The following is an 18,508-nucleotide window of genomic DNA, read 5'->3' on the forward strand; positions in this document are numbered from 1 at the left end:
GGTCTCACTTCACGGCAGGGCGGAGGCCGGGGGCGGGGCCGGGGAAGGGTCGGGATCAGGAGGGGCGGCGGACGAGTTCGACACCGATCAGTTCCAGCCGGACGGACCCGTCGGCGTCGATCAGTGCCGCGTCGCAGCGCGCCCCCGTGTCGTGGGCCTTGCGTCCCCGCACCACACATCGCACGGTGTCGTCCACCGGGCCGCGCCGGTGCACCCTGCACTCGGCGACAGCCATCGGCAGTGTCGCCGCCCCGAGTACCTCCTCACCCCAGAGCAGGGCGAGTTGGAGCGCGCCGTCCACCGCGGCCGGATCGAGCGGCCCGTGCTCACCCGCCCAGTCCAGGGCGCGCAGGCCGGCGACGGTCGCCTCGGCTCCGTGCTCCGAGACACCGCGCACCGCGCGCAGAGCGCGGAACCGGGGGCCGTGGAAGAGGACCTCCCCGTCGTACAACGCGCCCCGGTCCGGCCGCTTCAGGCCGTCCGGGGCGTCCCAAGCGGCCGCATCGGGTTCCACGGCCCCGGTGTCCAGGACGGCCCGGAAGTGCGCCAGGCCGTCCTCGCCCCGCAGCTCCGCCTCCAGGCCCGATGGCGAACCGGGCGCGCCCCGGCTGCCGAGCACGGTGAGCCGGTGGCCCACGCCGGGCAGTTCCGGCAGGGCGTACTTCCTGTACACCCGCAGATCGCGCAGGACGAGCTGTCCGGCAGCCGGCAGCCACGCCGCGGCCGCGCCCGCGAACCAGTTCAGGACCAGAGCCACGGGCAGCACGGGAACTCCGGCCGGCGCGTGGTCGGCCAGCTGCGGCCACGTGTCCGAGCGGACCAGCAGCTGTGCGCGACGCGGATCACCGGCCGGGGACAGGGCCGCCGGATCGTTCCCGGCAGCCAGGACGACGCGGGCCTCGTCGGCGGTGCCGTCCAGCTCGGCGGTGAAAGCCGCAGCGCCCTGGTCCAGGGGGATGAGGGGGACCCCGGAGCGGCCGAAACGCGCGGCCAGGGCCGGGGTGACCATGCCGCCCCGCCAGGGGCCCCAGGCCGTGCAACGCACCAGGCAGCCGGGGCGGCGGGTCTGCTCGGCCGACGCGACCTGATGGAGGATCTCGTTGGCCATGGCGTAGTCGCTCTGCCCCGGGTTGCCGAACACGGCGGCCACCGAGGAGAACAGGAAGACCGTGTCCAGGGGATCGTCCGCCGTGGCCGCCAGCAGCGCCCGCAGACTGTCCACCTTGGTGGACATCACCAGCTCGGCCTGCTCGTCGGTCTTGTCGGCGATCCGCTTGTCGGCGAGCACCCCCGCACCGTGCACGATGCCGGTGACCGGCCCCCACGTCTCGCGCACGTCGCGCAGAGCCGCGGCGAGGGCGTCACCGTCGCGAGCGTCCACCCGGACGTACCGGGCGGGTGACCCCGCGGCCTCCAGCCCCGCCAGTGTCGTCCGTACCTCGCGCGCGGCCAGGATCTCCCGGGCCCGCTCCGCGATCCGGGCGGGCGAGGAGTCCGCCGCGTCCCCCGCGGAGCGCTCCGCGAGCAGTCGGGTGAGTGCCGGTTCGTCGGTCGCCGACGCCAGCCCGGCGGGCTCGGTGGCCGGGTCCGTCCTGCCCAGCAGTACGATCCGCGGACGGTGGGTCCTGGCCAGGTCGAGCAACGCCGCGGCGGTCACCCCGCGGGCCCCTCCGGTGGCCACGATCACCGACGCGGAGGAGATCCGCGGTGTGCCGCCGGGCGTCATCGGCTCGGGCACCATACGCAGAAGGGCGCGGGTGCCGTCCGCGCGGAGGCCGACCTCCGAGTCGGCTCCGCCTTCGAGCAGTTCACGCACGATCGCTTCGGCGACCTCCTCGTCGTCCCGGCCGCCCCGCTCGCAGTCGACGACCTTGACCGAGGCGTCCGGCCACTCCTTCGCCGCGGTCCTGGCCAGACCGGCGACCCCGCCCAGCCAGGCACGGCCGGGCGCGTGACCCCCGAGCCCGAAATCGCCCCCGGTGTCCTGAACGGTCACGAACAGCCCGCCGCCCTCGGCAGCCTGTGCCGCCACCGCCCGCGCCGCGCGGAGCGCCGACCGGTGGACCTCCCGCGCCTCCTCCGGCGCGTCGCTCGCGGTGAGCCCGCCGAGATGGACGACACCGCGTGCGTCCGCGGGCACCTCCGCCACGGCGGTGGCGTCCACGCCGCGCTCCGTCAGCTTCCGGGCGACGAGGCCGGTGATCCCGCACCCGTCCCTGCCCTGCCCGGTCACCACGACGGGCCCGTCCAGCAGTCCCGCCGTGGCCAGCCCGGACGCCGGCGACTCCACCACGCGCGGTACCAGCCTCGTCAGCGGCGTCTCCTCGCCGGACCCGGCGCGCGGGGCGGGCAGCTCGGGTACCTCGGAGACGGCGGAGGCTTCGGCGGTACCTGAGGGCCCGGCATGTTCGCGGGCCTCCGGTACGGCGGCGGAGACCAGGTCCGGGAGCACGTCCGCGGGGGCCCCCACTGCGAGGGCGCCGGCGGTGAGCGTCTCGACGATCTCGCGCAGCGTACGGAGCTTGCCGAGCTGCCCGACGTCTCCCGCGGCCATGTCACCGACCTGCCGGCGTACGACCGACAGGATCTCGACGCGCTTGATGGAGTCGACGCCCAGATCCGCCTCCAGCTCCATGTCCAGGTTGAGCATGGTGGCGGGGTAGCCGGTGAGCCGGGCGACCACCGACAGGAGCAACTCCCCCAGCTCCGACGGTGACAGGGGCCCCGCATCAGCGGCGGGTGCCGGGGTGGGAGCGGGGGTGGGATCCGGTGCGGGGGAGGATGCCGCTGCGGCCTCGACGGGTGCGGGAGCGGGTACGGGTGCTGCTGCCGGAACACCGGTCGCGACGGGAGCCGGCGGCGCGACGGGGGCCGGTACGTGCCGCGGTGACGAAGCGCGGGGGAGCGGCAGCGGCACCGCTGGAGCCGGTACGTCCGTGACTCCGCCCGGGTGCGACACCCCGAGCATCGCGGCCAGGGTCGTCTCGGTCATCCGCAGAAAGGCCATATGGCTGTCCGTCAGCATGCGTTGGCAAGCCGCGTGGGCCTCCGCCGTCTGCCGCTGGACGCTCTCGACGGCGGCGAGCCAGTCACCGTCGACGGCGCCCCCGGCCCCGGCGTCGTGAGGAGCATCGGTCTCGTGCACCGGTTCGGGCTCCGGCTGCCAGGGTGTGGAAGCTGTCCCGTACACCGCCGGCTGCGGGGTGTGGACGGGGGAGGGGGCGTACGCGGGCATGGGGACCGCCGGGGTGTCGGACGCGGGTACGGGTACGGGGGCAGGCTGAGGCCGGCGTTCCGGCTCACGTTCCGGAGCGGACGGCGGCTGGGCGGACGCGGCGCCGGGTGCGGGCAACCGGCCGTAGTTGGCTCCGCTGATCTTCACGGTCATTCGGGGCTCGTGCTCCTTCGCTGGGGTTCCGGGCGGGGAGTACGGCGCCCAGAGAGTGTCGAGATCGAAGGGGACGCCGCGTACGGCGAGTTCACCGAGCGCGGCGTGCAGGGTGTCGGCCCCGGGCCGGGCCGGCCGGTCCAGGGGAACGGCCGCGTGCTCGCGGTCGCCGAGGATCTGCCCGACCAGGCCGGTCAGCGCGGTGCCCGCGCCGACCTCGACGAAGGTCCGTACCCCGGCCGCGTACATCGCCTCGATCTGGTCCTGGAAGAGCACCGGTGAGGCGAGATGAGCGGCGATCCGGCGGCGCACCTCATCGGGGGACGACGGGTACGGTGCCGCGTCCGTGTTGCCGTAGACCTCGATCCGGGGCTCCGTGAGCTGCACCGTGCGCAGGTACGCGGCGAGCGGCTCGACGGCCGGGGCGACCAGCGGGCTGTGGAAGGCGGTCGACGCGGCCAGCCGACGGGTGCCGGTCCCCTCGGCCGAGAACGCCTTCTCGGCCTGCACGACTGCCTCCACCGACCCCGAAAGCACCACTTGGCACGGGGAGTTGTGGTTGGCGGGCCAGATATCGCCGAACCCGCCACCGGCCAGCACCTCCGCCACGTGTGCGCGGTCCGCCGACACCGCCAGCATCGCGCCCGGGGTGACCGCCGCGTCCCGCACCAGCTCGCCGCGGCGACGGGCCAGACCCACCAGCGACCCGGCGTCCAGCGCACCCGCACAGTGCAGCGCCACCAGCTCACCGAAGCTGTGGCCCGCCACGCAGTCCGGCCGCAGCCCCAGCTCCCGTACCACCTCCAGCAGTGCGAGCGCGTGCACCGCCAGCGCGGGCTGCGCCCACTCGGTGGCGTCCAGCAGGGTCCGCCGGGCGGTGCGTTCCTCGTCGGTGAAGGCAGGTGGCGGGAACACGACCCGGTGCAGGGGCCGCCCGTCGAAGCGGGCGCCGCCCAGCCGGTCCCACACGGCCTGCGCGGCCGGCGCCAGCATCGCGAGATCGGCTCCCATCCCGACGTACTGGGACCCCTGGCCCGGGAACAGGAAGCCGATGCGGCCGGGCGCGGCCTCCCCGCACGCGTACCGGACACCGTTGGGCGTCGAGAACCCCGTGCCGGGTCGCTGCCGGATCAGCGCGACCGCCTGCGCGTACTTCTCCCGCAGGTCCTCGACATCGGTGGCGACGACGGCCAGCCGCACCCGGTCGGCGGACGAGAAGGAGGTGTGGCTCTCCCGTGCCAGCGCGGCCAGCGGACGTCCGTCGTCCGTCCGCGGCGGCACCAGGTCCGACGGGGAGGCGCCACTGAACAGGACGAGCTCGCTCGGCGCGGAGCGGTGGCGCAGGGCCGCTCGGCCCGGGGCGCCCGAGGGCTCGTACTCCTCCAGCGTGACGTGGAAGTTGCTGCCTCCGAAGCCGAAACTCGACACCGACGCCCGGCGCGGATGGCCGGCCGGCCGTACCCACGGGCGGGTCTCCGTGTTGACGTAGAACGGGCCGTCAGGGGTGGCGGCGGCCGGGTTCGGCCGTTCGACCTTGACCGTCGGCGGCAGTACCTTGTGGTGCAAGGCCATGACAGCCTTGAGCAGCCCCGCCGCACCCGCCGCGCACTTGGTGTGGCCGATCTGCGACTTGACCGAGCCGATCGCGCACCACTGCCCGTCCGTACGGCCTGACGCGCCGAACACCTCGCCGAGCGCCGCCAGTTCAGCGGTGTCCCCGGCCTTCGTGCCGGTCCCGTGCGCCTCGACCAGCTCCACGGTGTCCGGTCCGTAGCCCGCCTCCTCGTAGGCGCGTCGCAGGGCCCGCGCCTGGCCGGCGGGCAGCGGGGCGTAGATCGCCGTACTCCTGCCGTCGGACGAGGTGCCGATGCCCCGGATGACCGCGTGGATCCGGTCGCCGTCACGCTCCGCGTCGGACAACCGCTTCAGCGCGTACATGACGACCGCTTCGCCGAGCATGGTGCCGTCGGCCGCGGCGGAGAACGGCCGGCAGTCCCCGCTGGGGGACAGCGCGGGTGTCTTGGAGAAGCACAGGAACATGCCGATGTCGTTCCCGGTGTCCACGCCTCCGCTGATCACCAGGTCGGCCCGGCCGAGGGACAGCTCACCGACCGCCGTCGACAGGGCCGCCAGGGAGCTGGCACAGGCGGCGTCGGTGGTGTGGTTGATGCCGTGCAGATCGAACCGGTTGGCGATCCGGCCCGCGACGACGTTGCCGAGCAGCCCGGGGAAGGTCGATTCCTGCCACGGTGCGAAACGGGCCGAGATGCGGTCGCACACGGCCTGCGCCTCGGCCTCGCCGAGTCCGCCCTCCCGCAGCCCTGCGAGCCACACGGGGCGCTGGGTGCGCCCGTACATGTGCGGAAGGAGCTCCAGGGCGGCCGCGCCGAGGACGACGCCGGTCCGGTCCCGGTCCACCCCGGACGGACCGCCGGCGTCCGTCAGCACCTGGTCGGCGACCATCAGGGCGAGCAGCTGGGAGGCGTCCGTCGCCGGCAGGTTGGCGGGGGGCACCCCGTAGGCCATCGGGTCGAAGTCCACCTCGGAGAGGAAGGCGCCCCGACGCGCATATGTCTTGTCCGGGGCGGCCGGGTCCGGGTCGTAGTGGTCCTCCACACGCCAGCGGGAGGCGGGCACCTCGGTGATCAGGTCGAGACCGCCGGTGACGATCTGCCAGTAGCCGGCCGCGTCCGTCGCGCCGGGCACCTGGGCGCCCACACCCACCACGGCGATGGGGACCTGGCGGGGGGTGGATCCGGGCACGGACTCTCCTGGGGGTCGGGCGGTCGTCGCTGACGCCTCGGCGGCGCCGGTGCCGCTCACGCCAGCTCGCACGGCGTGTAGGTGAACGCTTCGGACGGCAACGGAACGCCGTACGTGCGCAGTTGATGGGCGCGGGTGAGTACGGCGGCCCCTTCGAGCAGGTTGAGCGCGATCTGCACCACGGACCGGTGCGCCGGGTCGGCCAGGGAGGTGCCCGCCACCCACCGGTTGAACGCGCCCATCGCCGGCCCGCACCAGATCTGGTAGTCGGCCCGCCGCGACCCCTCCCCGGTGATCGCCCACCGGCTGGAACTGCCCAGGTACCAGCGGAAGACCAGGGCCATGCGGTGCTTCGGGTCGGCCTGCGCCCGGGTGATCTCCGCGGGATCGCGCTGCTCCCAGAACGCGCGCGTACGTTCCCAGATCTCGTCGAACGGGGCGCGCAGCACGTCGCGCTCGATCGAGGCGCGCAGCACGGACGGGATCTCCTCCAGCGAACCGTGGGCCCGGTACGCAGCGTGGAGCCGGCCGGCCCGCTGGGCGAACATCGTTCCCCGGGAGAGCACTTGCAGCTTCACACCGAGCTCGAACATGTCGGCCGCCGGCGCCATGGCCACATCGGAGATGTCGGCGTCGCAGAGCATCGCCTTCGCCTCGTCGGACAGGTCCGCCTCGGTGGCCGTCTGGTTCACCGACCCGACGACCACGTAGGACGCGCCGAGGGCGAAGGCCGCGGCCACCGCCTCCGGTGTGCCGAGGCCGCCGGCCGCGCCGAGCCGGACCGGCCGGCCGTAGCCGAACCGCCGGCACAGCGCGTCACGCAGGGCGGCGATCCTCGGCAGCAGGACCGACAACGGCCGGTTGTCGGTGTGCCCACCGCTGTCCGCCTCCACGGTGATGTCCTCGGCCACCGGCACCAGGGCCGCCAGTTCCGCCTCCTGCCGGGTCAGCTTCCCCTGAGCGACGAGGGGGCCCAGCAGCGCGGGCGGGGCGGGGGAGAGGAACCTCTCGGCCACCTCGGGCCGGGAGACCTTGGCGAGCAGGCCGGTACGCCGGACGATGCGGCCGTCCGCGCCCCGGCGCAGACCGTGGGCCGAGCACAGCACGACCGCCGGGGTCAGCTCCATGAACGCCGACGCGGAGATCCGGGGGACACCGCAGCGCAGCAGCAGCTCGGCGACGCGCGACTCCAGTGCCGGCTCGGCCGGTGAGTGGATGAGGTTGACGCCCCAGTTCGGGCGGGACTCCAGCTCGTGCGCCAGCGTGTGCACGGCCCGCTCCACCTCGGGGTAGGCCAGACCGCCGGCGCCGAAGAAGCCGATCATCTCCGCCCCGGCCATCGCCGAGACCATCCGGGTGGTCGCGATGCCGTTCGCCATCTCACCGGCGACATAGGGAAAGCGGACGCCGTGCGCCTCGCAGAAGGTGCGCCCGCCGAGCCACTCGGGGTACAGCGGCGGCAGCGTACCGAGCACCTGACCGCCGGGTACGGGGCCGGTCGCGAGCCCCAGCTCACGGCGGTCCGGCCCGCTGACGACGTGGACGGGTTCCCGGATCCGCCGGGCACGGGCCGTGATCCCCTCGGGCGAGAAGACCGGCGGGGACGCGGCGGGGGAGCCGGCGACTGCGAGGACGGACACGGAAAGGCTCCAACGGGAGAGGACGTCTGCTGGTCAGGCGTACGAGGCGGACGGGAAGACGGCCGGGGCGATGTCCGGCGGCCCGGAGAGGGCCTGGCCCCGCGGGGCCAGACCGGACCAGAGGTAGTCGAGGCCCACCGGGGCGGAGGCTGCCGACGGCCCCAGCCGTGTCCTGACCCGGGTGTCGTCGAACCGCCGCCGATGGGCGAGGTAGGCCGTCATGCCCGGGTAGAAGTCCAGCAGCGCCTCCAGCGCCGACGGGGCGTCCGGCTTGGTGGCGACCAGGTCGATCGAGAGCGGGACCAGCCGTTCCAGGAGGGTCACGACCGTCGGTACGGGCACGTCGCGGTCATGGACGACGTGATACGTGTCGACCCCGCCCGAGGGCGCCAGGCCGGCCAGCCGCACCATGACCTCCGCCGCGTGCTCCACCTGCAACAGGTTCAGCCGGCCGTGCGGATGCCCCACCGTTCGGACGCGGAGCCGACCGGCCGGGCCGGAGCTCGCGGGGCCGGCGGCACGTCGCGCGTCTCGCAGGATCCGCTCGATGACCAGCAGCGGATGCGAGGGCAGCTCGGGGTGCGGCGGCAGGTCCGTGACCAGGATGCTCGGCCGCAGGACCAGGACCGGGCGGCCGTGCTCCCGGGACCACGCGTGTACCAGCAGCTCCGCCTCGTACTTGGACTGTTCGTAGGCGTTCTCGAAGCCGCGGGCATCGTCCAGCTCGTCCTCGTACGCCACTCCGTCCCGCCGGGCCCCGGCCACGAACGCGGTGCTCACGTGATGGACCACGGGCTTCCGACGGCCCGCGGCCGCCAACTCCAGGACGTGCCGGGTCCCTTCGACGTTGGTCCGGTGCAGCTCGGGAAGGTCCCCTTCCAGATTGATGCTGCCCGCACTGTGCCAGATCGCGCCGAGGCCGTCGGCCAGCTTCTGGAACGCCCGTCCGGACAGCCCCAGCCGCGGCAGTGCCAGATCGGTCTCCACCACCCGCAACCGATCGGGGAGCCCGGCGGTGAACTCCTCGGGCGAGCCCGTCAGTTCGAAGAACCGGCTGATGCGGCGCAGGGCGTTCCCCGAACCAGTGTGGGCAAGGACCGTCACCGACCGGTGGGTGTCGAGCAGACGACGTAACAGGCGCAGTCCGAGAAATCCGGTGGCGCCGGTGAGGGCGACGTGCACGAGTGCGGCTCCAAGGGCAGGGTGAGGGGCGGGCCGCGACCGCGCGCGGAGAGGCTGGGGTGCCGCCGTTGCGGCGACCGGAAGCGGGGGAAACGGGACGCCACCGGTCGTCCTGCGACGCGGGGTGCCACTGGCGGTCGCACCGCGCACGGCCCGGCTCGTCCGGCCGGTCCGGCTGGTGCTCGCCGGTTCTCCGACGCCCCCTGTCCCGCCGGGGTTCCTCAGGCCCTCCCTGGGCCCGGTGACCTCCGGTGCACGGCACACAATGTCAGACGGCGGGCGGGGCGCGAGCCTCGATTCCCTCTGCTCACCCGAACGAAGTACGCCGCACCGTGACCCGCGCGCGCCTGCACGGTTCCGAGGAATCCCGCCGCCGGCCAGGCCGCCCGGACGTACGGGGCGGCGCGGCCGGCGGCAGGACACAGCCGGGGCCGTAAGGGGGCGAGCGGAGCCCCGTCCTCCTTTCGAGGGAACTTTCCGGCGGGGGTCCTGGATCGGTCAGCCAGGGTCCGCCGTGTCGTCGGCGGCTGCGGGCAGCCGGGGCAGCAGGCCGGTCACGGCATGGAAACCGGGAGTCGCGGAGGCCTGAGGGCGGATACGGCCGGCCCGACGTCCCGACAGGAATCCGGCCAACGAGGCCGGAGCGGGGATGCGGGTACCGGACGGATCAGCTCCGGCCGGGGGGCATCCTGATGGTCGGCCGGTCCGGGCACCGGTGCGCTGCGGCCGGCCGGGGCGGGTGGGCTGCCCGGCGCCGGTGGCCTCCTGTCGTCCGTCCGCTCGCGTTACCCCCGTCCCTCTTGCCTGCCTTCAGCGCGCTCGCCCTCGGCCCGAATCGGAGCCCCGAAGCCCCATGCCTGATCTAGAGCAGTCCACCAGGTCCGCCCCGCCCGTCCGGCTCGATCAGTCTGTCCCTTCTCCCCGCCACCCCACCCACTCGGTCGACCGCGCCTTCCTCAGCCTGGAGCGCCGTCGGCCCGACGTCCGCTGGGACGCCGGTGGCGTCGCGTACCTCAGCGGTCCGCCCCCCACCCTGGCGGACCTTCGCGCGTACGTGGGCTTCCGCCTCGGCGAGCTGCCTCTGCTCACGAGCCGGGTCGAGGGCGGTCGGCGGTCCCGGTGGCAACCGGACGCGGATTTCGCCGTCGACCGGCATGTGCACGAGGTGGTCGCCGCCGGACCCGCCGGGTGGGACTCCGCCCTGCACACCGCGCTCAACGCCCCGTTCGCGCCCGGCGCGTACTGGGGGATGTGGCTGATCCACGGCCACGAACCCGACGCGTACGCCGTGTGCTACCGCTTCCATCACGCCTGCCAGGACGGTTCGGCCGCCGCCATGACCTTCCGGGCCATGCTGGGCGAGGGGGAGCCGTCGGCGCGCCCGGTGCCGGGCCGGAGCCGTCGGGCCGGGGTGCCCCGGCGGGTGGGTGCGGCTGTCGGGCTGGCCACGAAGTTCGTGGCCGGTTCCCTCGCCGTTCGCGGTCACCGCCAGGACGCCGCCTTCACTCCTTCCGGGGAGCGGCGGCTGTCGCGGGGCCGCGTACCGGCGGATACCCTCCGCCGGATCGGTACCGCGCGCGGCGGCTCGGCCCACGACGTGCATCTGGCCGCACTCGCCGGGGCGTTGTCGGTCTGGTCGGCCCGTTCCGGCGTACCGCTGCCTCGGGTGACGGCTGTGCTGCCTGTCGACGCACGCCGCCCCGACGAGGACCAGACGTGGGGAAACCGCCTCTTCGCCCTGCCGCTGGAGCTGCCGGTGGGGACCGTCTCGGAACACCCGGACGGGTCCCGGGACGGTGACGCGTCCCTGCGGCGACTGGACCATGTCATGGCCGCGACCCGGAAGTTGCGGGGCGAGGCATGGCGGCAGGCCATCCAGGACCTGGTCCGCTTCATGCCGGGCCGCCCCACCGAGTGGTACCTGCGAAGGATGCTCTCCCCACGCGTCACCAACGTCATGACCACCTCCATGCCGCTCGCCGACAAGGGGAGCCTGGGGGAGACACAGGTGACGGGCACCGCGCTGTTGCCCCTGCTCGTGCCCGGACACCTCTTCGGGGTCGGGCTGTCCTTCTTCGGCGACTGGGCCGAGGTGTCCTTCGTCGCCGACCGCTCCCTTCCGCTGGGGGAACTGCTGCCGGAGCTGTGGGAGCAGGCCGTGGCTGAGCTGGAGGAGAGCTCGGCGCCGGTTATCGAGTGAGAGTCCGGACGGAGCGGATCACACGGCGTCGGACGCCGGAGCGGGACCGGCCACTCCGGACAGGAGCGGTACCGCACCGCGTGCTCGGCGTCTGCCCGCTCGGATTTCCCGACGGAGGGCCCTTCGGTAGGAGCGGACGTCGATCTCGATCCCATGACGGTAGGTGGACACATAGGTTCTGTCATGGAGTTGCCAGTCGCGGGCGATCGCCCGCGTCATGTCCGCCGGCGACGGCAGGGCGACCGCTCCTTCGATCAGGTCGGCGATCCACTCCGCCTGCGGTTCGAGCAACGGGAAGGCCTCACCGGCGGGTTGGGCGAGCCCCATGAAGTAGAGCCCGGGGAGCCGGGGCGGCATCGTGCGCAGGTAGAGCTCCGTGCGGCCGTCCGGGGCGGAGAAGACGGAGGGGGCCAGGAAGGGGAAGGAGATGGAGTAGCCGGTGGCGTACACCACAGCGTCCACGGGTTCGCGGCTGCCGTCCGTGAAGGCCGCCGTGTCCCGGCCGAAGGAGCTGACGCCGGGCTTCGGGGTGACCGCGCCCCGGGCCAGCTGGACGAGGAGTTCGTCCGAGGTGGAGGGGTGAGCGGCGAGGGGGCCGCGGAGCGGTTCGGGGAGCCCGTAGTGAGCCGGGGCGCCACGGGTCAGCCGCAGGAGGAGCGCCATCGCCGGGTCCTTGAGGAACCGCGGAAGGCCGGACAGCGGGCTCCACACCAAGTGATCCGCCGGCCGGCCGAGCAGCATCTTGGGGAACACATGCACCGCCTCGCGTGCGGAGAGGAACGTCCGCGCCGCCGTACGGGAGATCTCCGCCGCGATCTCGCACGCGGAGTTGCCCATACCGATCACCAGCACCCGCCGGCCGGCGTACGGCTCGGGGGAGCGGTAGCCGTGCGAGTGGACAGCGGGCCCGTCGAAGTCCTCGGCCCCGGGCACGGGAGGGTCCGGGAGACGGGGGTCCCAGTGGTGCCCGTTGGCCACGACCACCTCGGTGTAGCGCTGCGTCCGCACATCAGCCGCCGTGTCCCCGCGGCGTCGGCGGGCGACCTCCCAGCCGCCGTCGTCCAGGGGCCGCACCGAGGTGACCTCCGTGCCGAGCGCGATGTGGCGGTGCAGACCGAACGACGCGGCGTAGTCCTCCAGATAGGCGAGGACCTTGCTGTGGTGCGGAAAGACCGGGTAGGTCTCCGGCATGGCCAGCGAGGAGAACGACATGCTCTCCTTCGAGATGTTCGCGTGCAGCGACGCGTACACCCCCGACATGCCGTTGTCGTTGCCGTACCGCCAGAGCCCGCCGATGCCCGAACCGGCCTCGAAGCAGTCGAAGGGAACGCCGCGCGAGGCAAGGACCTTGCTCGCGGCCAGGCCGGACGGGCCCGCTCCGATCACGCACGTTCTCCGCATGGCTGACTGACCTTCCCTCGTACGGCGCGACGTCGCCGGTGCGCGCGTGGAACGGGACCGCGGGGGCGGTCCGCCGCCTCCGAACGGGCGGGCCGGTTCCGCCCGGAACCTTCGTGGACCTGATTGCGGAACTCCGGCCCCGGTCACGCTAGCCACCCCGCGGCCTCGGGGCCGCTGTTCGGGGACAGACATGATCGCGCGGGTGACACGTCATGCACGGGATTGACGCCGGGCAGCGGGCGCGCCTCCGGCGCCGTTTCCGCTGCTCGGCCTGCTCGTTGGGCAGCAGCGGACCGGTTCCGCCGCCGAGCGGCCAACCGGAGGCCCCCGCCGACCGGAAGACGCGGACCGGTTCCGCGGCCATCAGGAAGACCTGGTACGACGGAGCAACACGATGGACGTCACAGATGTGCACCATTCCTACCGGCAGCACGCCGTTCTCCGGGGCGTCGACCTTCGGCTACGGCCCGGCGTCCTCGCCGGGATCGTCGGGGAGAACGGCGCGGGCAAGACGACTCTGCTGAAGATCCTCTCCGGTGAACTCAGGCCGGACCGCGGCTCGGTGCGGCACAACGGCGGGTTCGGCTACTGCCCGCAGTCCGTAGTGCTGAACGACTCCTTCACCGTCCGCCAGCACCTCGACTTCTTCAAGAAGGCGTTCGGGCTCGCGGACCTGCGGCGGGCCGAAGAGGTCATGGAGGTCCTGGCCTTCACCGAGTACCTCGACCAGCGTGCGGGCCTGCTCAGCGGGGGCTCGCGACAGAAGCTGAACCTGACCCTGGCGCTCATGCACGATCCGGACGTACTCCTGCTGGACGAGCCCTACCAGGGCTTCGACTGGGAGACGTATCTGCGCTTCTGGGAGCTGGCGACGAAGCTGCGCGACGCCGGGCACTCGGTGCTCGTCGTCTCGCACCTGGCGTACGACATCGACCGGCTGGACGTGCTGTGGCGCCTGGAGGGCGGGCGCCTGCACGGGCAGGAACGGTGTGCGGAGGCGGCGGCATGAGACGGCACTGGTCCCTGTTCGCCACGGCGTCCCGGTACGCGCTGATCGGACATGCCCGCAACCACTTCGCGATGCTGCTGGTGGTCGTGTACATCCCCGTATGGATCGGCCTGGCCTATGTGACCATTCCCGACCGGCCGGCCCCCTTCCGGCTCCGGGCCACCGGTGAGGTCCTGTCCCCGCCGGGCAATCACCTCACCCAGATCACCGGCGCACTGAACGCGGTCACCCTGATCGCCGGGTTCATGATGTTCGCCGCCACCTTCACGGGCGGCGCTTTCGACCGCCGCCTGGCCATGGCGGGATACCCGCGGTATCACCTCGTCCTCGCCAAGCTTTCCGCGCTCACGCTGGTCTGCGCCGCCGTCGCCGCGTACGCCACGGCCGCCGTCGGATGCGCCTGGCCGCCGCGGCAGCCCGTCATGCTCGCGGCCGCCCTGTTCTGCGCCGCCCTGACCTATGGCGCGCTCGGCGTGGTCTTCGGATCGGTACTCCGCCGAGAGGTGGAGGGCATGTTCGCCATCCTGATGATCAGCATCCTCGACGTCGCCCTGCAGAACCCCCTCTCCAGCTCCGGGTCGGACAGCGCCGTCGTGCGCTTCCTGCCGACGTACGGAGCTGTGCAGGCCAGCATGTCCGCGGCCTTCTCCGACGCATCGGCCGTCCAGGGCCTCGTGATCCAGTTCCTCTGGCTCATCGGCGCCGCGTCGGCCGGGTTCCTGGTCTTCCGTCGGCGCACCCGGAACGCGCTCCCACCGGAACGGAAGCCATGGGTTCCGGCTGCTTCCGCGGGCGGGACGGCGGAGGGCACCGACAGACCCCTGACCTCGCCGGAGCCCGGCTCGTCCGCGGAGCGCGTACGGCCCACATGACCGCCGGACCACCGGCCGTTCCGTGGGTCTTCGCTCGTCACACGGACGGGCGACGACACTGTGTGCCATCGGCTGTCCCGACGACAGAAGCCGTGACCTGGGGAAGACGGTGATCGTTCTGTAGCCGTCGGGCGCTGACGCGGTGCCCGGACCGACATGCCCTTTCGTGCGAGGAGCACTGCCCCATGAGTCTTTCGCGTACCGTCCAGCGCACTGTCCTTACTGCGGCTCTCCTGTCCGGATCGGCACTGGCCGTGCCCTCCACCGCACAGGCGGCCCCGCTGCCCCCCGCCTGTCAGGAGGCGCTGCTCGGAACCCTCGACAAGTTCCCCGTCGCGAACTTCACGGTCCCCGACAAGGTCCAGAACACCATGCTGGTCGAGATCATGGGCCTGACCGAGGCCGACCAGAAGGCCCTCACCGAGGTGGCGTGCGCGGCCTGGAACACCTGGGCGACCGAGAACGGGCAGGCGGTCGCGACGGACCTGGACACCCGCTACCGCAACGCTGCCGGCCCCGCGTGCAACAAGTTCGCCAAGTCCTCCATGGCGACGATCAAGAAGTACGCCCCGAACGTACCCGCCGAGACGCGGGAGCTGGAGAACCTGGCCAAGAAGGTCTGGAAGAACTCCATGACGAAGCTGGCCGCCGAGGCCACCAACGCCGATTGCCGTGCGGCCTACGACGGGGTGAAGGCCGGCTGGTAGCGGAACACCGGGCGGTCCGCCGGCTGCACGGGTGGGCAGGCCCGGCGTGATGCCGCGTCACGGGCGGAAGCCGGCCCATGGCGCGGCGGGACGGACCACCGCCGGCGCCGGCGGGGAGCCTCAGCCCTTGGGCGGTCCGCCGGCCACCGGTGGCTCAGCGGATGCCGAGTGCGACGAACTGGGTGACCTCGTCCTCGGCGAAGTTGTCGTCGCTGACCAGGACCAGGGTGCGTTCGCCGTTCGGCGGGGACGGACCCCAGGTCATGCCCTCGGTGTTGTCGATCCTGGACAGGCCCACGTCGGCCAGGTCCGCGACCAGCTTCTTGCGCATCGGGACGATCTTCTGTCCCTTGAGGGAATCGACGTGCTGCACGTCGGTGGCGCCGCGGGTGGTGGCGTCGAAGAGGCGGATCTTGTAGCCCGCGCCTGCCACCCGGGTGCGTTCGAGGACGAGGTAGCGGCTGGGGTCGCCGCTGATCGCGACGTACTCGCCCGTGCACGGGTCCCGGTCGATCCCGGACAGCCCGCCGACCGTCGTGCCCCGGAAGGAGAGCTTGTGCGGAACGGTCTTCTCGTCCGGCAGCCGGGCCTTCGCCCCGATGTCGGACAGGGCGGCCGTGCCGCCCCGCGTGTCGCTGCCACCCGACTGTGCTGCCACGGCCGGAGCCACCGTCGCCGCGAGTACGACGGCCGCGACACACGCGCGGCGGATCAAGGAGAGTTCATGGAGATGCTCTTGGCCCGCCAGAAGCGCCGAGCGCAGTCACCCATCAGCGTGATGGGGTGGCGCAATGGAGTGAGTTCATTTACGGTCCAGCTTCCATTGCCCAGCCAGGACTTGGGTGCCCTGACGCTGGTGGTCCGGCCGGTGGCGGGATCACGGGTCCACTCCGCAGCCCGCGCGCTGCCTGGGCTGCACCGCGGTAGCGGGACCGCCCGCACAGCCGGTGCCAGGTCGCCCGTCAACATGTCGATGATGGCGCGATACCGGCCTTGGCCGGACACGCCCTCTATCGGTACCGGCTGCCCCGGGTGACCCTGCGAACAGGACGTTCTCGCGGGGAAGACGGGGGCTGTTCGAGATGGCGGATTCCTTACCGATCTACGTACCCGCCCTGCCGGCGCGACGCAGCGCGCTCATGGCGTACGCCCGGCTGAAACCGTGGGTCCGCGCGACCACCGCCCCTTTGTGGACGATCCCTCCGAGGACGGGGCCGGTCCGCCCGTTCGGCCGGCGGCCGACGGTTCCGCACGACCGGAACCAGGATGCCCTCGCCGCGCATGTGCGCCGCAGGACGGTCTCGATCATGCAGGCGCAGCAAGCGCTCCCGGCCTGGGTGGACGCCTTCCACGTGGAGGACGAGGCATGGCCCGTCCGTTCGGGGCTCTGGAATTACCTGCCTGCCAGTCCGCTGAGGCCGGTGACCGGGATCGAACGAGCGGACTGGCAGCAGGAAGCGGCTGCGGAGGTTGCCCGTGCGAGTGGCAACGGCCTGGGCATCCGTGTGCAGGTGCCGGAACTGCCCGACGAGCGCCGGTCCGAAGCCGTCCAGAGCATGATCGACCGCATGCGGGCCGGCACCGTGCCGCTCGATCTCCTGCTCGACCTGGGGGAGGTGACCGATGAACACCACCAGGCCGACAAGTGGGCGCTCCGTGCGTGGGATCTGCTCGGCCGTCTCCATCGCTGGCGCACCGTGGTGGTCCTCGCGGGATCGGTCCCGTGCTCGGTGACCGATCTCGCCGTGGGAGCGATGACCGAACCCCACCGCTTCGACTGGGACATCCTGCACATGATGCTGCACGCCGGGGCAGCGGTGGTGCCGCGTCTCACCTACGGCGACTACGGCGCTCAGCACACACGTGGTGCCGACTATCCGACTGACGGGGGAGGCGGCCCGCCGTGGGGGCTCCTGCGGTACACGACGGAACGCACTTTCCTCCTGGCCAAGGCCGCAACGGACGGGGAGGACCGGGCGGCGGGGATCAGGTCGCTCGCGCGGCAGATCACCGAGACGCGGGAGTACCGCGGCGCGGGGTTCAGCGACGGCGACTGCTGGCTCGAACAGTGCGCGCGGGGCACCGGCACACAAGGGACAGGAGGTGCGGGAACGTGGATCCAGGCCGGCCACAGCCAGCACATGACCTACGTCTCCCGCCAGTTGACGGAGGCGGCGTGAACGGCTTCCGCCGACAGGGGCCGCCGAATCAGGAACCCCTCACGCCGCCCCGACGGCGCGGGCGACGGGGTGCAGGGCGGCGTACTCCAGAGGGGCGGACGGGTCGATCGACATGTCCAGCGGGGCGGGTTCGGCTCCCGCTCGGACCAGGAGGTCGCCGACTGCCGCGATCATCGCGCCGTTGTCGGTGCACAGCTTCAGCGGGGGCACCCGCAGGGTGATCCCGGCGGCCCGGCAGCGTTCCTCGGACAGCGCCCGCACCCGGGAGTTGGCGGCCACCCCGCCCACCACGACCAGCGTTCCCACCCCGTGCTCACGGCAGGCGGCGACCGCCTTGCGCGTCAGTACGTCGGCCACGGCCTCCTGGAGCGAGGCCGCCCCGTCCGCCAGCGGCAGTTCCTCACCGCGCAACCGGTGCTGCCCGGCCCAGCGTGCGGCGGAGGTCTTCAGCCCGGAGAAGGAGAAGTCGTGGCGCGAATCCCGTGGCCCGGTCAGCGGCCGGGGAAACGCCACGGCGTGCGGATCGCCCTCCCTCGCGGCGCGGTCGATGGCCGGACCGCCCGGATACGGCAGCCCGAACACCCTGGCCACCTTGTCGAAGCACTCGCCCGCCGCGTCGTCGATGGTGTCGCCCAGGTGCACGATCGGGTCCCGCGCCAGATCGCGTACGAGCAGCAGCGAGGTGTGGCCGCCCGAGACGATCAGCACCATGCAGGGATCGGGCAGCGGCCCGTGCTCCAGGGTGTCGGCGGCGACGTGACCGGCCAGGTGGTGCACCCCGTACAGCGGCACGCCCAGGGCGAACGCCAGGGTCTTCGCACCGGCCAGGCCCGCCTGGAGCGCGCCGGAGAGGCCGGGCCCGGTCGTCACGGCCACTGCCCCGATGTCCGCCATCCGCAGCCCGGCCCGGTCCAGTGCCTCCCGCACCACGGGGGTGAAGGAGTGCACGTGCGCCCGTGCGGCGATCTCCGGGACCACTCCGCCGAATCGCGCGTGCTCGTCCATGCTCGACGCGACCACGTGCCCGAGCAGCCGCCCGTCGCGTACGAGACCCGCGCCGGTTTCGTCGCACGAGGACTCAATGCCCAGCACCAGTGGAGACTCCATACCAACCCGGCCTCCTGCCTTCTGCTACTAGTTGCGCACCGTTTGCAATAAGGGTAGGT

General features: G+C 72.8%; 11 protein-coding genes. 5 read left to right on the forward strand and 6 right to left on the reverse strand.

Going from position 1 to position 18,508, the window contains the following annotated elements; translation table 11 throughout:
• Positions 1–55: 55 nt before the first annotated feature.
• The 3 genes from AB0I52_RS28880 to AB0I52_RS28890 are packed head-to-tail and all read right to left on the reverse strand — an operon-like array spanning position 56 to position 8,973.
• A complete protein-coding gene (locus AB0I52_RS28880) occupies positions 56–6,151 on the reverse strand; it encodes an SDR family oxidoreductase (RefSeq protein WP_363077512.1) in 6,096 nt (2,031 codons plus the stop codon).
• Positions 6,152–6,207: 56 nt separating this feature from the next.
• Positions 6,208–7,791 (reverse strand): PfaD family polyunsaturated fatty acid/polyketide biosynthesis protein, encoded by a 1,584-nt coding sequence (locus tag AB0I52_RS28885; protein WP_363077514.1) that lies wholly within the window; start codon positions 7,789–7,791, stop codon positions 6,208–6,210.
• 33 nt (positions 7,792–7,824) lie between these two features.
• A complete protein-coding gene (locus AB0I52_RS28890; protein ID WP_363077516.1) occupies positions 7,825–8,973 on the reverse strand; it encodes an SDR family oxidoreductase in 1,149 nt (382 codons plus the stop codon).
• Between the two features lie 853 nt (positions 8,974–9,826).
• On the opposite strand from AB0I52_RS28890, the gene AB0I52_RS28895 reads away from it, so the two are divergent.
• A complete protein-coding gene (locus tag AB0I52_RS28895; RefSeq protein ID WP_363077518.1) occupies positions 9,827–11,173 on the forward strand; it encodes a wax ester/triacylglycerol synthase domain-containing protein in 1,347 nt (448 codons plus the stop codon).
• An 18-nt stretch (positions 11,174–11,191) separates the two neighbouring features.
• Here the strand turns inward: AB0I52_RS28895 and AB0I52_RS28900 are convergent, their stop codons facing one another.
• Positions 11,192–12,559 carry an NAD(P)-binding domain-containing protein gene (locus AB0I52_RS28900; RefSeq protein WP_363077520.1) on the reverse strand — a complete coding sequence of 456 codons (1,368 nt, stop codon included), beginning with the start codon at positions 12,557–12,559 and terminating at the stop codon, positions 11,192–11,194.
• Between the two features lie 409 nt (positions 12,560–12,968).
• Between AB0I52_RS28900 and AB0I52_RS28905 the strand changes: the two genes are divergently transcribed.
• From AB0I52_RS28905 to AB0I52_RS28915, 3 genes are all read left to right on the forward strand, one after another.
• Positions 12,969–13,583 carry an ABC transporter ATP-binding protein gene (locus tag AB0I52_RS28905; protein WP_363077522.1) on the forward strand — a complete coding sequence of 205 codons (615 nt, stop codon included), beginning with the start codon at positions 12,969–12,971 and terminating at the stop codon, positions 13,581–13,583.
• Complete coding sequence (locus tag AB0I52_RS28910; protein WP_363077524.1) at positions 13,580–14,455, forward strand: ABC transporter permease; 876 nt, start codon at positions 13,580–13,582, stop codon at positions 14,453–14,455. Before AB0I52_RS28905 ends, AB0I52_RS28910 begins: the two co-directional genes overlap by 4 nt.
• Positions 14,456–14,640: 185 nt before the next feature.
• A complete protein-coding gene (locus AB0I52_RS28915) occupies positions 14,641–15,162 on the forward strand; it encodes a hypothetical protein (protein ID WP_363077526.1) in 522 nt (173 codons plus the stop codon).
• A gap of 154 nt (positions 15,163–15,316) precedes the next feature.
• On the opposite strand, the gene AB0I52_RS28920 is transcribed toward AB0I52_RS28915, so the two are convergent.
• Complete coding sequence (locus tag AB0I52_RS28920) at positions 15,317–15,820, reverse strand: esterase-like activity of phytase family protein (protein WP_363077528.1); 504 nt, start codon at positions 15,818–15,820, stop codon at positions 15,317–15,319.
• A 424-nt stretch (positions 15,821–16,244) separates the two neighbouring features.
• Here AB0I52_RS28920 and AB0I52_RS28925 point away from each other — a divergent pair, with 424 nt between their 5' ends.
• Entirely contained in the window at positions 16,245–17,342 is a 1,098-nt protein-coding gene (locus AB0I52_RS28925) for a hypothetical protein (protein WP_363077530.1), read from the forward strand.
• A gap of 39 nt (positions 17,343–17,381) precedes the next feature.
• On the opposite strand, the gene tsaD is transcribed toward AB0I52_RS28925, so the two are convergent.
• Entirely contained in the window at positions 17,382–18,449 is a 1,068-nt protein-coding gene (tsaD, locus tag AB0I52_RS28930; RefSeq protein ID WP_363077532.1) for a tRNA (adenosine(37)-N6)-threonylcarbamoyltransferase complex transferase subunit TsaD, read from the reverse strand.
• Positions 18,450–18,508: the final 59 nt, after the last annotated feature.

Source organism: Streptomyces sp. NPDC050423, from assembly GCF_040655445.1.
In the GTDB taxonomy this organism is placed as follows: Bacteria; Actinomycetota; Actinomycetes; order Streptomycetales; family Streptomycetaceae; genus Streptomyces.

Coding starts and splice junctions, on each gene's coding strand:
- AB0I52_RS28895 (WP_363077518.1), top strand. CDS start 9,827: ATGCCTGATCTAGAGCAGTCCACCAGGTCCGCCCCGCCCGTCCGGCTC.
- AB0I52_RS28905 (WP_363077522.1), top strand. CDS start 12,969: ATGGACGTCACAGATGTGCACCATTCCTACCGGCAGCACGCCGTTCTC.
- AB0I52_RS28910 (WP_363077524.1), top strand. CDS start 13,580: ATGAGACGGCACTGGTCCCTGTTCGCCACGGCGTCCCGGTACGCGCTG.
- AB0I52_RS28915 (WP_363077526.1), top strand. CDS start 14,641: ATGAGTCTTTCGCGTACCGTCCAGCGCACTGTCCTTACTGCGGCTCTC.
- AB0I52_RS28925 (WP_363077530.1), top strand. CDS start 16,245: ATGGCGGATTCCTTACCGATCTACGTACCCGCCCTGCCGGCGCGACGC.
- tsaD (WP_363077532.1), bottom strand. CDS start 18,449: ATGGAGTCTCCACTGGTGCTGGGCATTGAGTCCTCGTGCGACGAAACC.